Raw genomic sequence first — 14712 nt, 5'->3', positions numbered from 1 at the left:
AATAGTTAACTTGGTTTTTATAGTAATTTAAATGTATATTCTGATATAATATAGGCTAGCTAAGGGGGAGGAATTATGAACGAAGATCAACGTGATAAAACAAGTAAAGAAATGATATATCGACTTGTTACGCGTACTCGTAAAGATAGCCTTATTTCGATGCGAGCTGAAGATATGGCTAAATTTATGGATGTAAGCAAAGTAACAATGTATAAATATTTTTCTTCCAAAGAAGAAATATTATCCCTGGTTATCTCAAACTACACAGATTATATCCGTAATATGGATATATCTTCTGCTGATGAGAATGAGGCGATCCTAGAAAGATATCAAAAGTCATTTGAGCAATCTTTAATGATTAATTACTATTTTCCAGAACATTTTTTCAACGATTTTAAAACTTATAATCCGCGGTTGTATGAAGAAATTGTTGATGCACAGCAATTTCGTTTTAAACAGTTAGATGAACTGTATCGTTTGGGAGCGGAACAAGGGATTTTTTATCCTGTAAACTCTGCAATTTTTATATTGGACGATGAACTGATCTTGCGCCGAATACTTGATCCATCGTTTCTTGTTCAACATGGGTTACCTTTAGAGCAGACACTGCTTGATTACTACCAGATGCAAAAGAGGAAATTAATTTGTGAAAAGCATGTAAACACAATGGATGATTCACCGATCGAAGAGCTAATACGTTCTTTTGTAGCTAAAAATTCGAGGAATTTATAAGATATAACGAACCACAATAGCCTATCATAAAGATTGAAGGCTTCTACGACTTGGTAATACCGATAGACGATGAATAAAGGATACTTGATTTTCTGGACAGTTTAGTAGGAGAATCCATATTATGAAGATCAGGAATATCAGTAGCATTGTTCATCTTTGAAAAGCTTTGTTTTTAAAAGTAATCGAGTATAAAAAAAGGTGCTACACGTCATGTGCAGCACCTTTTTTTCATTTGTTTAATAATCTATAAATCACCACAGCTGTTTCTTCTTTGGTAATCTTCTGCTTAGGCTTGAATTGACCATTCTCATAACCAATAAAGAGTTCTCCGCCTAATGTATTTATCGCTGTTTTTGCCCATGAAGGGATCTTTGTGTTATCAGTAAACTGATATACAGCATTTCCTTGTTGCTTTATAACACTTTGCAGAATTGTAGCCGCTTCTGCTCTTGTTATGATTCGATCTGGTTTAAAAGTTCCGTCTGGATAACCTGAAATGTAATTCATTTCAGTTGCTTTCACTATATTTGCGGTATACCATTTTTCGCTTATATCACTAAATGTATTGGATGTTGGCAGAGAAGTAGTTGCAACTTCAAGCTGTTCATTTCTGGCGCGAAGTAACATACTTACAAATTCTGCTCTTGTAATACCTGCTGTAGGGTTGAACTTACCTGATTGATCACCATTTACAATGCCGCGGTCAGCTAGATCATTGATAGCACTCTCTGAATACCGTGACTTCACATCAATAAATCGATTAGCTAGATCATCATCGTTAGCAATGGGGCGCACAGATAATGTATTATGATCATCTTCTATTTTATCAGGATTATGCTGGTCTATCGTCACTGCCGGGTTCAAAATCGTCGAAGGCACATTTCCTACTGGTTTGTCTTTTGTTTTAAACGTTATACTTTTCACTTCTGATCGAATCCCAGATGAATTTTCAGTCCATATCTTTATTGTATATCGATGTGCATCTGACAAATTGTTAAGTTCAAGTGTTGACGATGATGATCGCTGAAGCTCATTTTTATCATCTGCAAAAACAAATAGATCTAAATCGCTGCCATTTAGCGCATGTACAATTGCCGAAGATGTAGTGATATCTGTTGTATCGAGTTGGAACCCTGAAAAAGGATTCGTTTCAAATGATAACTTATACAAGTCTCCCATAATTCCAGATGAATTCACTGCACGAATTCCAAAATCATTATATGTTGTACTACTTGATAAATGATCTATACGTACCTGATTGTCTTCGGTAGTGTGAATCAGTTGATTACCATCGTACACAAGATAAGATGTTGCCCCTTTAAAAGACTCCCACCCGATCGTAACAGAATCAGACTGTAGATCTAAAATATTGAGCACATCGGCTTGAGATGGAATAGGTGCTCCTTGATATTGTATCCATAAGCGCTCAGGACTTTCGCCATTTTTGCCTACAGCCGCAATACCAAAAGAAGATAAAATGCCAGCACCCGGGCTAGACAAGTTTACATGTAATTCACTGGTTGTTTGGATCAATTTCCCATGTGTATCATAAATACGATAATACAGAGCACCTTCAGAAGGTGAAAATGCTAATTGAAAATCAACATTTGTATTGGAGTGTACGTGTCCCGATTTAGGAGCAAGCGGTATAGTCTGAAATTGAAGAGATTGTACAGCAGACTTTCCACTTTCATTGACAGCATACACATGTACCGAATATATCTTACCGGCGGTTAGACCATTTAAATCAATCGTTGAAGTTGAACTGGTATATTCTTTTCCATTGATGATCGCTATATAACTTGAAGCTCCCTTTACAGGGCTAAACTTTAGTTGTGCTGAAGTATAAGCAATATCTTCTATGCGCAAATCTTGATGAATAGATTCAGGCAAAGTGATAAAAGTCGTATCCACAGCTTCCCCTGTACCAAAATCGTTAAAAGGAACAACAGAAACTACATGTACACTACCTGCATCTAGTCCAGAAAATTCATAACCTGGATGTTCTGTTGTTGCTGTTTTGATACCGTCCAGATAGATATCATAACCTGTGGCTCCTCGTACATCTCTCCAGACATAAGACGCAGAGTCTATAGTTACATTTTTCTTTATCAACTCTGTGGCAACAGGTAATGTCGATAATGAGATATTTTTAAAATTACTTTGTCCCGATGCATTGGTTACAGCAATAGCATAATTATAATGTGTACCTGACATAAGATTATGATCAGCAAAAAGAACATTTGAACTAGGATAAGCTACATTGTATTCGTTATAAGTATTATCTGTAACTGTTGTATACGTTTCTTTGGTAACAGTCACGATATGCTCATCATTGCGTTTGACATCATAATAAACATCTCCTGTTACGCTGTCCCATGATAGCTGTGCAAAATTAGTTCCAACCCCTACTATATGTAGACCAGCAAGCGAAGGTATTGTCAAAAATGTATAGCGACTCTCCAGACTTTGACCGGATGCATTGACGGCATGAATACTCAATGTATAGCTATGGTTAGGAGTAAGTTGTTCGAATATATGACTTGTATTCATACTTCCGTTTGAAATGATTACTCCATTTTGATCAGCAAGTTCATACAAATAATGCGTAGCAGATGGAACAGATTCTAGCTGTACACGCATAGAAGTCTCAGATAGTGCATAGACTCCTTCTACTCTAGTAACGGCAGGAATTGTTGTATAACTGTAGCTTATAGATTCTCCTCTACCTGATACATTAATAGGTGTGATGACATAAGTATATTTAGTGCCTGGCGTTAGATCGGTATCTACAAATGAGTTGCTACCAGCAGGTATATTTAATATATTTCCTGTTTGCTGGTTAATCACTTCATAAGATTCATCTGTTCTGGATGGTAATATCCCTTGAATAATGCCTGATGAAGAAGAACTTAACTGAATATCATCATGGACAAGTTTTGCTGGTAAAGCTTTAATTTTGATTTCTTTGGAGCGTCCATATGACTCATTGCCTGCTGAATCTAGTGCAAGCACATGAATATACCAGATCCCCTGTTTTTCAGATGGTAATGTAAGAGAAAAGTTCTCGTTACCTTCGATCCACTGCGCATTGATATCTGGACGAGTGCTCTGTTGATTTACAATATAACGAACAGATTGTAATGATCGATCAGCAGTCAGAATATCTACATCCACCTGATTAGCTTGCCAATCGGAGCCATCTGGTGTAAATGAAATTGTCGGCCCTTCTTTGTCAATATTCGCAACTGTGATTGTTTTCGAAGAGGAATTACCTATCCAGTCATACGTAGTAAATGTATAATCTCCATTCTCTGTCACATCATATGTAGTGACTCCTGTTGCTACACTATGACCATTAGGAAGTGTTGTCTTTGTAATCCAAGTGTCCGGATCATTAGCAGATACATAAATCGTATTTCCATAACGATTCAATTCATGGGATGCAAGCGATAGATTCAATTCTGGTTGGCTATTATCTTGTAAAGTGATCGTTTGTGTTGGGCCGATATTACCATTTCCATCAACTGCTGCTACATGAATAAATGGAGCAGTGACATTAGGGTTTATCGTCATACGAGTATCAGAAGTAGTTATAGATCCAGATGTGATTACTGTATTAGGATTATTATCCGGAGTTACAATGTATCCTGCGATGCCAGACGTGACTTTCACTTGAGTAGGATCTTGAACTGAACCTAACGAGCCGTCTCTTAATTGACCTTGAATAGTGTATGTATAGTCTGATCCATTATCTATTGGTGCTGCCCATGTTATAACGACATTTTTATGCGAAGGAGCAAATGTGTAGTTCAGACTTTCAACTTTGTTAGGTTTCTCCATATCTACAGCAGCATTATCGTTATAATTTGAATCGTAACCAGCATAGATTTGTTGACCATTTCGGTAAATAATTGCTTTTTGTGCATAACCGATTTTGAACTCATCCAACTGCATAATACCGTTGGTAGATGAAGTAAAGCTAAGATTTGCTCCGTATTTACCGAGGTCAAACTGTGTCGTATCTGCCGGAATATCAAGGCTACGACTGTAAGTTGTCCAATCTGGATGATACCCTATATCATCCATACCAGTACCAAAATCTCCATACGGAAAAGTAACGAGCGAGTCTCCCGGCTGAAACGTATAGTCTCCATTGCTAGTCATACCTGATGCTCCTATCGTTGTATACCAGAACGAAGAATTCGAAGAGTCTAGCACCAGTGACTGGGTTGCAGTTTGATATTTATAATAAGCAACTGCCCAGTGCCAATCGGTATTGGCGGAACTAAGTATCGTTAGAAATTTTCCATCAGGCCAATTGGGAGTCCCTCCATCCACATATACAGGAATAATTTGAGGCGTATTTGCTGGCTTGCCTGGAACAATAGATGTGGTATTTCTAAAGCGGACAATCTTTCCACTATCATCTGTTAATTGGAGCCCTTTTTTACCGCGAATATCACTAAATTGAACAGCGCTTTGATTGGTTGATCCAGATAAAGAACGCATATCATATTGAGCTTGAAGTCGTGCTCCTTGTTGCAGACTTGCGATAGAAGTTCTAGCCAAGCTTGTATCGCTAGATGTACTAGGGTATCCATATGCATTACCTTTACGGTTAGTGATCGTGTCTGCAATTTGTAATGAAGTACCTTTATCTGTAGAGACATAGGATTGATTGCCCTGGTTACCGCTACCACCGTAATAGGTAGAAAATTGGTTGGATTCAAAGTTAGTTTTATACAGCACCTCACTATCTGGCATAATTACAGAAAAGTTCAATGAAACCGAGTTATTGCTGGCTTTTGCAGATGTGATATCGGCTGTCACGTTTGCAGCATGAACACTTGGGATTGGCCCGAATACAGATGTTAAAATAAGAATACTTAACGAAGTTTGAAGTAGTTTACGATTAAATACTAAGCGATGGAATTCATTATAAATAGTTGGTATTGCTTCCTGATCAATAATTTTTTTAGAATTTTTCATAATATATGCTCCTTTATAAAACAAAAAAAAGCACCTCGCCGCAGATACAGAGTATCTACAAGCGAGGTGCTTCCTCGTAATTTCATTTAATTGAGTATATCATAACTGCATTTTGAAGAAAAAGCAAAAAGAATTCGCAAATATATAGATAAGTTAACTTGATATTATTCATTTTATAAAAATAGTTTACTCAAGCAAATTTTTTTATACATTTTTTATGTTTACGAGAACGTTGAGTAGCAGACAATTATCATCCTCTTTTTATTACGCTTAGTACGTTGATAAATTCTTTTAATACCGCTTATGAATATAGATTACATTGATATCTGCGATCAGTATATATCACTCTTTCTTCAATCCATATTAACAATCTTTTTATTTATTATTCCTGCTGTTTTAATAAGCTTCTTATCAATACCAAAAAAATATAAAGTTGAGTTACTTGACTTTGTATTAATCTTACCTTATATTTATCCATGTAAGTAATTTGCAATGGAGGTTTGAACATGAGTAGACTTAATGGTAAAAAAGCACTTATTACAGGTGGCACTAGCGGAATTGGTTTGGAAACAGCTAAGCAATTTTTAGCAGAAGGTGCTAGTTTGATTGTTACCGGAGTAACTCCGGAAAACGTAGAAAAAACGCAAAAGGAACTTGGAGATCAAGTCCTTGTGCTTCAAGCAGATTCTCGAGACCTTAACGCTCAACGTCAATTGGCTGAACGTGTTGGACAACATTTTGGCAAGCTAGATATTGCTTTCTTAAACGCAGGTGTATCCCACTGGCGTCCATTTGATCAAATCGATGAAACTAACTTTGATCGCTTGTTCTCTATCAATGTAAAAGCTCCATTTTTCTTAATGCAAGCATTAGTTCCTGTAATGGCGAATCCATCCTCTGTTGTACTTATGGGATCAAGCAGTTCTCATGCAGGGTATACAAATTCTAACGCTTATGCAGCTACCAAAGGTGCTATTTCTACTCTAACCAAAGCATGGAACTCTGACTTATTGTCGTCTCATGGTATTCGTTTCAATACAGTGAGCCCGGGACCAATTGATACACCACTTTATGATAAAAATAAACTGGGTATTACTGAAGAAGTTCGTGACATCGTAATGGACGGTATTCGTGATGGTATTCCAGCTGGGCGCTTAGGTACAGCTGAAGAAATTGCGAAAGCTGTAGTCTATCTGGCTTCAGATGAGTCACGCTTCACTATTGGGGTTGACTTGATTCTGGATGGCGCTCAAACGATTCTTTAAAAAGTTAAAATTAATGCTGCTTAGAGCCCTTCATGGGCACTTAAGCAGCTTTTTCTTTTAGAATACTTTCAATTGTTGTATAGTATACAAGAGGGTTTCACCCCTCCGATAGGACTTAAATCCAACTTTGGAGTGGAAATATGGGCACAAAATCAACTTACCATGAACGTATAAAAGAAGAAAAAAGAGCATGTGTTATTGCTGCAGCGCAAGAACTTTTTTTTGAAAAAGGATATGCACGCACCACATTATCTCAGATCGCAAAAGTTGCTGGTCTTTCTACCGGAACATTATTTAATCATTTTCCAACAAAGGAATTGATCTTCGAAACGATCGTCAAGCATTTTTGGGAGCTTGATCCTGAATGGGATCTTCCACCAGTACTTGGTTCTCCTTTGCAAGGATTAATAAAATTCGGGCGAGACTATGCATGCGTACTGACTCGTGATGGAATGGCTCCTTTGTTTCGAGTTGTTATTGCAGAGGCCAAGCAGTTCCCCGAACTCAGTCTTTTTCATTATGAACTGGGCGAAGGCGCTGTGCATCAGAAGTTGACGCAATATTTACTGGATGAAGTTGAGCTGGGTAATATTAGCTTGCCTGATGCGTCAAAAGCGGCTAACGAATTTATGAGTACAATTGCAGGACAAGTGCTATGGCCTAAAATGCTACTACTCGATTTCAGTATCTCTCGAGAACAGGCTTTTCAAATATCAGATGAAGCTGCTTATATGATCATCAATAAGTACGATAGCTAAAGTAGACGAATACAAGTAATCTCATAAGATGAGAGCTCTTGTATTCGTCTTTTGCATTCCAATTACTTATTATTCGTGTTGATTTGTACCATATATATTTGTTTTTTCAACAAAAAACAGCCTATCAAATGATAGACTGTCTCAGGTATCTAGCTTTTATTTTGGTTTGGAATAGTCTACTAACATCAATACTTTATTAGGAACCCAACCCTTTTCCCCGTCTGTCGTATGTACCAAACTCCATTCGTTCAACTCATATTCTTGCTCCACGATCATACCGGGAGTCACCGTTAATTCATAAGCAGAATAATCTGTTAAAACGGTAGAAATTTGATTTGCATCAGGTGAGCTTAATATTTGCTTGGGAACCCAACCACGCTTTTGAGAATGAACAGCTTCACAAAAAATCCAATTCGGAAATTCGGTATCTTCTCTTCCATATAAGACAGTATCGCCTTTAGCCAATACAATAGGATCTGGATAATTTGAAAAATGAGAGTGAACCACTTGATATCGCTTCATCCTCAGTACCTCCATACATATCATTGCAAAATATTTAAATGCCAAAGTGAAGAATAGACTTATTATTGCTATAAGCTTCAATAGCTAGATTTATTAATAATTGTAATTCGTTTTGCACAGTCTTGCGGAGAACTCGATTTCTAGTACTTTCCCAGTAGCCTTCTTCGTGCTCTGTTTCTTTCCAAACGGTCTCACCTCTCAAACTAAATATGTCTGGGGCTTCTTCTATAAAATCAAGCCATTTTTCTAAAAGCTGTTTTAACTTTCCAGACTCTGTTGCAGATATAATAGTTAAGCCATAATACGTTAATCCTCTGGTACTTTGTTGTGTTGCAGGATTATAAGTAGGTATCCAGTTCAAAAAATCCATTAGATACAAAATCATATCATCAGATATACTTGCTTTTTGTGTCCATGTATACCGATTAGAGCTGTACCACTCATACACATTGTCCATATCAAAATCGTTGTTAATCAGAAAAAATTCATGTTCTAAACTCATTGTATCCACCTGGGTTGACCCCGTGTTTATGTATTGGTATTACATCCACTATATTATCATAGTTAGAAGCCATAAAAAAAGCCGCTATTTAGCGACTTTTAAGAATATCTTATTGTAATACTCTGTGTATTTTTATTGAATAGAAAAGACTTCTTTCTTCAGCAAGCTTTCGGGTTTCTTCCCAATAGGATCACTGTGGAAATAATCGCGAATGACTCCATCTTGTAGATAATTAGCGATAGATATCATGATCATTCCTTGATCAAGAGCAAGATACGCTTTGGCAAGCTCACCCGTCTTCACATTCACAGAGTCATAAAAACCGTACTTTCCAGCCATCTTTAATTTTTGAAGTGCTTTGATGTTCTTTTTTGCGGCTTCAGGTGCATATTCTAAGGCTAGAAATGTTGCGTGAGCCGTTACAGTTGTACTGTCTTTGTATCCTGATATTCCAAGCGGTGTAGCTGCAAATTCACTATATCCTGTTGGTGTTGCAGCAGGTGAGAATCCCCATGCAGCATATCCTTTATCTTTGGCATATTGAATTTGTAATTGAACATGGCGTTTATTGTTGAGTCCAAGTGCCCGGGTACCTAATTCTTTTTCTTTGATGACCATGCCTGGCATCAGTGCTTCGAACATGCTACCGCCCCAGCTTGGAACAAATTTTTTATTTTTATATACATAGCTTCCTTCAAATACTTTTACGCCATCGTATTTGACTGTTTTGCCTTGAGGAACTTGAGATTGCCAATCGAATTCTGCTGGCATTGTGCGGTACATTTTCCACCAATGCTCTTTGGGAACATCGCCTTTACCGATCGCAATATAACTTGCTACACGTGGCTCGGTATAAAAAGAACCATAATGATGTTCTGTCAGTTCTCCTTTAGCTACATCATATCCACCGCGGAATTGACCCACTTCAGGATCGTATAATGTTGTATAGTTCATTGCTTTGACTAATTGATTAGTCTGCTCATGAAGTTCTTGGTATGCCTGACCCACTACAATCAGACCTGCTGACATCCAGCCATTATCCACTTGAGAAATAAATTGCCCCCAGTCTTTTTTCAGTGATCCGTCTTCGGTATTATACCAGTTGTAAAATAACCCGTTCCATTTATCCATATTTTCAAGAGAATTTAGCGTTGTTTGCAGTCGTGTTACTGCTTCTTTTTTGCTAATGATACCTAATTGCTGAGCAGAAACAGTACTCATCATATACATAGAGATATTAGTAGGTGATGTCCGTTTTGCTTCTTCTGTTCCTTTTTCAGTCGTTCTAACTTCGTCGTATGTTAAGCCAGTCACCGTATCTGTATAGTCTGTAAAGTATGCATATGTTTTCTTTGCAACCGCTTTCAATTCAGTGTTGAATGCAGCCTTTTTACTTGAAGATGGTGCAGCTGAAACCATAGGAGTGAAAGTTAAACCCGTTAACAGGCAAAAAGCTACAAATAGACTCAATACTTTTACTTTGTTCATTTACTTTTCTCCTTCCAAATAAAATTTGAAACGTTTCGCCATTTATAATAACATGAATGTTTCATCACAGTAAACCATTAATTGATAACGCTTACTAAAAGGATAGAATCAGAATACCTTTTCTGCTAGCGATGCGAAACGTTTCTTTTTTACTATATTATTGATGGCTATAGCGGTTTTATTTGATTTCTATACTTGGCATTACTTTGATGTACGCTAATCATATATCTGTAAATACCAAAAAGAGAACGATCTATAATAGACCGCCCTCTTCTTAATCAGAAGCGATATGTTAGTGATCCAGAAATACAAGCTGAATCAAGAATAACACTGCAAAAATATAGAAAATCGGATGAACTTCTTTACCTTTACCACGAAGAAGCTTGAGCAACGGATAGAAAATAAAACCAAAACCAATCCCTGTTGCAATACTGTGTGTTAATGGCATTAAAATAATAATTAAGAAAGCTGGAAATGCTACTTCGAGATCTTTCCAGTCAATTTTGTTAATTACGCTGATCATAAAGTAACCCACAATAATCAATGCCGGTGAAGTGATCGCTGAAATACCGGATAATACACTGACAATAGGTGCAAAGAATAATGTAAGTGCAAGTAGAACACTGACTGTAATCGCCGTTAGCCCTGTTCGACCGCCAGCAGCAACACCTGTACTAGACTCGATATAAGCAGAAGTTGGACTCGTTCCAAGTAAAGAACCTGTTGTCGTTCCTACTGCATCTGCTAGTAGCGCACCACGAGACCGCGGGAATTTGCCATCTTTGTTAAGTAGCCCTGCTTGTTCAGCAACACCAAGCATGGTTCCTGTAGTATCAAATAAAGTAATTAATAAGAATGTGAATATGATTGTATATAGACCATTTGAGAATACTCCTGCTAGATCCAGTTGGAAAGCGGTTGTAGAAAGCCCTTGTGGCATAGCCATAATCGATGCAGGCAATTGGAACAATCCTAAAATCCAAGCAAGAATAGCGGTAACGACCATACCTATGAAGAGATATCCTTTTACATTATAAGCCATCAGAACGACAGTGATCAGTAATCCAATAATCGTTAGATACGTCATTGGCTCTGTCAAATTACCAATCGTAATTAGATTGGATTCAGAAGCGATAATAATACCAGAGTTCTGTAAACCCACTGTGGTAATAAAAAGCCCGATTCCCGCGGTAATCGCATGCTTCAAACTTGCCGGAATTGCATCCAGCAACATATAACGGAATGAAGTCACCGATAAAATAATAAACAAAATCCCTGCGATAAATACTGCGCCTAAAGCAACTTGCCAGGTTACACCATACCCACCGACAACACTATAGGCAAAAAATGCATTCAGACCCATACCCGGTGCTAACACAATCGGATAATTAGACCATAATCCCATAATCAGAGTTGCTACAATACTTGCTAGAATCGTAGCAATAAATACCCCGTTAAAATCCATACCCGTACTACTGAGTATTCCCGGATTTACGATAACGATATAGACCATCGTAAAAAATGTAGTTAAGCCTGCAATAATTTCTGTTGAAACGGTGGTGCCTCTTTCTTTGAGTTTGAACCAGTTATCCATGGTAAAGCCATCCTCCACTCCGTATCTATTCATAAACGCTAAAAAATCCTAATTCTTTTATAGGATGATATGAGTTGTACTCCTATAATAGTCATAAGGATTTAACACATAGGCTTATGAATAAAATCAAGGCAATTATATTTATAATTCGTTTTAAATCTGACGTCCATTTCGAATTTTAATGAATATAACGTATATTGTCAATGAAATATTGTTCTTTATGTCTTTAATTACGAACTATCTATTTATTTTTTGGTTTTTTATTCGTTTTTATTTCAAGTATTCTATTCATTATTTATTGCTTTATTTTACAGTATCCCTTCTGTTGCTAGAATATTCTGATCATATATGACTACAGAAATCTATATAGTGCAAAGAAGTAAAAAGACAGCCCTTTTAGGCTGTCTTTTGTTTTATTATCGTTAGTATTAGTTGTAAGAATATTATTAATTACTTGTATATCTCACCCAATCATATTCTGCATACAATGGATTCGCTCCATTATAAGAACCTAACCAATCGTCTACTCCTTTGCCATTCCAGATATTCATCATAATTTTACCTGCATTGGTTGGAATATTGGTTGTTGCTGTATGTTTGAGCACGCCATCAACATACCATTTGATTGAATTAGGCTGCCAATCGAAAGCATACGTATGGAAACCTTGCGAAGCATCAAAGCCCAGATTGATAACTTTCTCATGATTTCCTACACCATTGGTATAATAGTTCAATTGTACTTTAGTCGTATCTTTACCTAAAAATTCAATATCGATCTCATCCCAAGGTGTACCATCTGTAGGTCCTGTATACGTGAAGAAAGAAGAAACAATACCTGTGTTTTTGGCAGGTTTCATACTGACTTCATACAAGCCGTACTTATATTTGTTGGTTGAGCGGTATTCTGCACAGTCAAATTTATTTGTCGCTGAACTGGTTAGACCCAATCTAAGCTTACCATCACTTGTAAAATTAGCGTTGTTGGCACGCCATGTACAATTGAACATATCTCCATTAGAGTAGCCATCTGCTTTTTGCCATGTGCTTGCATTAAAATACGTTAATGGCTCCCAAAATACAGTTCCTGCAAAAGCACTGACTGATACAAACAGCGAGATAATACCTGTAGCTACTAATGTGACCCAAGATTTCTTTTTCATAAATACCTCCATCTGAGTATGAGATAAAAGCAATACTATAAAATGATGTTTACTCTTTTACAGATCATTTCCTAGTCATTCCATCGTTACAATGTTACTTACATATTAAGAACCAAACTGCCAGTAATCTAGATTGAACAGATTAGCATTGCCTGATCCTGTAAATACAAGATATACATTATGAACACCAGTTACATTATTGATCGTTGTCTGCATTTCTTTCCAGTTCTGCATCCCTCCAGTCGAAGTTACTTTCAATGTACCTACCAATGGACCAGTATCACTATCCAGTCGCACTTCAATATTTCCACCGCTAGTAGCAGCTACATTAGCTTTGAACGACTTGGCTCCACTTGAACCAAAATCCGCTCTACCTACAGCCACCCAATCACCATTGTTAATATTCGTTACATTAAGATTGCTAATCGGCCCACCGCTTGCTTGGGTTGGTTCTGTAGCAATTCCAGCTTGCCATCCAATTGTCTCTGCTTCTACTCTTGTATAAGGATTGATATTCGATAATTGAGAGACTCCAGTCATATTTGCTTGTACTTCAGCAATACTGCCATCTCCGTTATGAACTAACTTATTGATATGCGGTGAACGATAACCTTTGCCTGTGCCAATTTGAGCTTTACTGACCGTTTGCGCATGGTACACGACATACCATTCATTTTTAAAATTAAATACAGCATGATGGTTGTTACCACCTACACCAAAGAAATTATACGGATTTTTGAGGAAATGACCTTTGTACGTAAAAGGCCCCATCGGATTATCACTTACCATATAACCGATCTCACCTGCTGGATATTGTGCAGGATGTGTACCTGCAAAATTGATGCAGTAGGAATAATAATATTTTCCGTTGTATTTATGAATACCCGAATCTTCAAACATATAAGGAGCATCAATAGTAGTCGCACTTCCATTCACACTAATCATATCTGCTCCTAATTTGATCACTCTGGCTGTTTTCGGATTGGCAATAGAAGCAGGGTTAGATTCGTTAGGGATTCCGCCTCCGCTATACAAATATCCATTACCATCATCATTCACAAGAACAGCTGGATCGAAAAGCCATGTGACTCCTGCCATACCCGGTGTACTTTGAGTCACCAAAGCTTTGCCGAGTGGATCTGTCCAAGGTCCAATTGGAGTATCAGCTGTTAAGACACCGATTCCTGCTCCGCCATTAGCAAAATATAAAAAGAATTTATCTTTACCATTTATTTTCTTAGTGGCAACTGCTGGAGCCCATGAATTGCCAGCCCATTTAGCGATCCCTTTTCCACCGTTTTTGTTATTAGCTCCGGCAACCGGTACTGTTCCATGATCCGTCCAATTCACCATATCTGCTGAAGAGATCACTTGAATACGATCGAGTGAGCTAAAATCATTTTCTTTGATTGATCCATCACTGTTATACACATAAGTATCGCTAGACATGTAAATATACACTCTTCCGTTATAAACCAATGAATACGGATCAGCTCCAAGTTTGTGATCCATCAAAGGATTCGAATTCCCCGGAAGCTTGGCTAATGGTCGATTAGCAGCATCAACACTTACTGTAGAGAAAATACTGAACAATAAAGCGAAGGAAAGAAACAAAGCCAAACATTTTCTACTCATCTGCGTACCTCCATAGTTTTATATAGTATAAAACTGAGCTATCCATTATTTTAGAGATAGAGAA

The 14712-nt window shown here is 37.4% G+C and carries 10 protein-coding genes; 3 read left to right on the top strand and 7 right to left on the bottom strand.

Annotated features, from left to right (window positions below):
• Positions 1-75: 75 nt before the first annotated feature.
• Complete coding sequence (locus PQ460_RS12475; protein WP_274169967.1) at positions 76-732, top strand: TetR/AcrR family transcriptional regulator; 657 nt, start codon at positions 76-78, stop codon at positions 730-732.
• A gap of 228 nt (positions 733-960) precedes the next feature.
• On the opposite strand, the gene PQ460_RS12470 is transcribed toward PQ460_RS12475, so the two are convergent.
• Positions 961-5724 (bottom strand): S-layer homology domain-containing protein, encoded by a 4764-nt coding sequence (locus PQ460_RS12470; protein ID WP_274169966.1) that lies wholly within the window; start codon positions 5722-5724, stop codon positions 961-963.
• Positions 5725-6230: 506 nt separating this feature from the next.
• On the opposite strand from PQ460_RS12470, the gene PQ460_RS12465 reads away from it, so the two are divergent.
• On the top strand, positions 6231-6989 hold the full coding sequence (locus PQ460_RS12465) for an SDR family oxidoreductase (RefSeq protein ID WP_273612359.1): 759 nt from the start codon (positions 6231-6233) through the stop codon (positions 6987-6989).
• A gap of 140 nt (positions 6990-7129) precedes the next feature.
• Complete coding sequence (locus tag PQ460_RS12460; RefSeq protein ID WP_274169965.1) at positions 7130-7747, top strand: TetR/AcrR family transcriptional regulator; 618 nt, start codon at positions 7130-7132, stop codon at positions 7745-7747.
• A 156-nt stretch (positions 7748-7903) separates the two neighbouring features.
• Here the strand turns inward: PQ460_RS12460 and PQ460_RS12455 are convergent, their stop codons facing one another.
• The 6 genes from PQ460_RS12455 to PQ460_RS12430 all read right to left on the bottom strand — a co-directional run bounded on the left by PQ460_RS12455 (position 7904) and on the right by PQ460_RS12430 (position 14648).
• Positions 7904-8269: an SH3 domain-containing protein gene (locus PQ460_RS12455; protein WP_274169964.1), complete on the bottom strand. Its 366-nt coding sequence runs from the start codon at positions 8267-8269 to the stop codon at positions 7904-7906.
• Between the two features lie 34 nt (positions 8270-8303).
• Entirely contained in the window at positions 8304-8771 is a 468-nt protein-coding gene (locus PQ460_RS12450; RefSeq protein WP_274169963.1) for a coagulation factor 5/8 type-like protein, read from the bottom strand.
• 132 nt (positions 8772-8903) lie between these two features.
• Positions 8904-10259, bottom strand: coding sequence for a glucoamylase family protein (locus PQ460_RS12445; RefSeq protein ID WP_274169962.1), 1356 nt, complete (start codon positions 10257-10259; stop codon positions 8904-8906).
• A gap of 292 nt (positions 10260-10551) precedes the next feature.
• Positions 10552-11853 (bottom strand): NCS2 family permease, encoded by a 1302-nt coding sequence (locus PQ460_RS12440; RefSeq protein WP_274169961.1) that lies wholly within the window; start codon positions 11851-11853, stop codon positions 10552-10554.
• Between the two features lie 446 nt (positions 11854-12299).
• Positions 12300-13013: a beta-glucanase gene (gene bglS, locus PQ460_RS12435; protein WP_273612365.1), complete on the bottom strand. Its 714-nt coding sequence runs from the start codon at positions 13011-13013 to the stop codon at positions 12300-12302.
• A gap of 105 nt (positions 13014-13118) precedes the next feature.
• Positions 13119-14648, bottom strand: coding sequence for a glycoside hydrolase family 43 protein (locus tag PQ460_RS12430; protein ID WP_274169960.1), 1530 nt, complete (start codon positions 14646-14648; stop codon positions 13119-13121).
• Between the last annotated feature and the right edge of the window lie 64 nt (positions 14649-14712).

The sequence above is a fragment of the Paenibacillus sp. KACC 21273 genome (assembly GCF_028736095.1).
Classification (GTDB): domain Bacteria; phylum Bacillota; class Bacilli; order Paenibacillales; family Paenibacillaceae; genus Saccharibacillus; species Saccharibacillus kyungheensis.
Note: the sequence above shows the minus strand (reverse complement) of the source record. Positions and strands in the feature narration are given on the sequence as shown.

What these genes read in the sequence shown, in the direction of transcription:
- PQ460_RS12475 (WP_274169967.1), top strand. Translation starts at nt 76, where the DNA reads ATGAACGAAGATCAACGTGATAAAACAAGTAAAGAAATGATATATCGA.
- PQ460_RS12470 (WP_274169966.1), bottom strand. Translation starts at nt 5,724, where the DNA reads ATGAAAAATTCTAAAAAAATTATTGATCAGGAAGCAATACCAACTATT.
- PQ460_RS12465 (WP_273612359.1), top strand. Translation starts at nt 6,231, where the DNA reads ATGAGTAGACTTAATGGTAAAAAAGCACTTATTACAGGTGGCACTAGC.
- PQ460_RS12460 (WP_274169965.1), top strand. Translation starts at nt 7,130, where the DNA reads ATGGGCACAAAATCAACTTACCATGAACGTATAAAAGAAGAAAAAAGA.
- PQ460_RS12455 (WP_274169964.1), bottom strand. Translation starts at nt 8,269, where the DNA reads ATGAAGCGATATCAAGTGGTTCACTCTCATTTTTCAAATTATCCAGAT.
- PQ460_RS12450 (WP_274169963.1), bottom strand. Translation starts at nt 8,771, where the DNA reads ATGAGTTTAGAACATGAATTTTTTCTGATTAACAACGATTTTGATATG.
- PQ460_RS12445 (WP_274169962.1), bottom strand. Translation starts at nt 10,259, where the DNA reads ATGAACAAAGTAAAAGTATTGAGTCTATTTGTAGCTTTTTGCCTGTTA.
- PQ460_RS12440 (WP_274169961.1), bottom strand. Translation starts at nt 11,853, where the DNA reads ATGGATAACTGGTTCAAACTCAAAGAAAGAGGCACCACCGTTTCAACA.
- bglS (WP_273612365.1), bottom strand. Translation starts at nt 13,013, where the DNA reads ATGAAAAAGAAATCTTGGGTCACATTAGTAGCTACAGGTATTATCTCG.
- PQ460_RS12430 (WP_274169960.1), bottom strand. Translation starts at nt 14,648, where the DNA reads ATGAGTAGAAAATGTTTGGCTTTGTTTCTTTCCTTCGCTTTATTGTTC.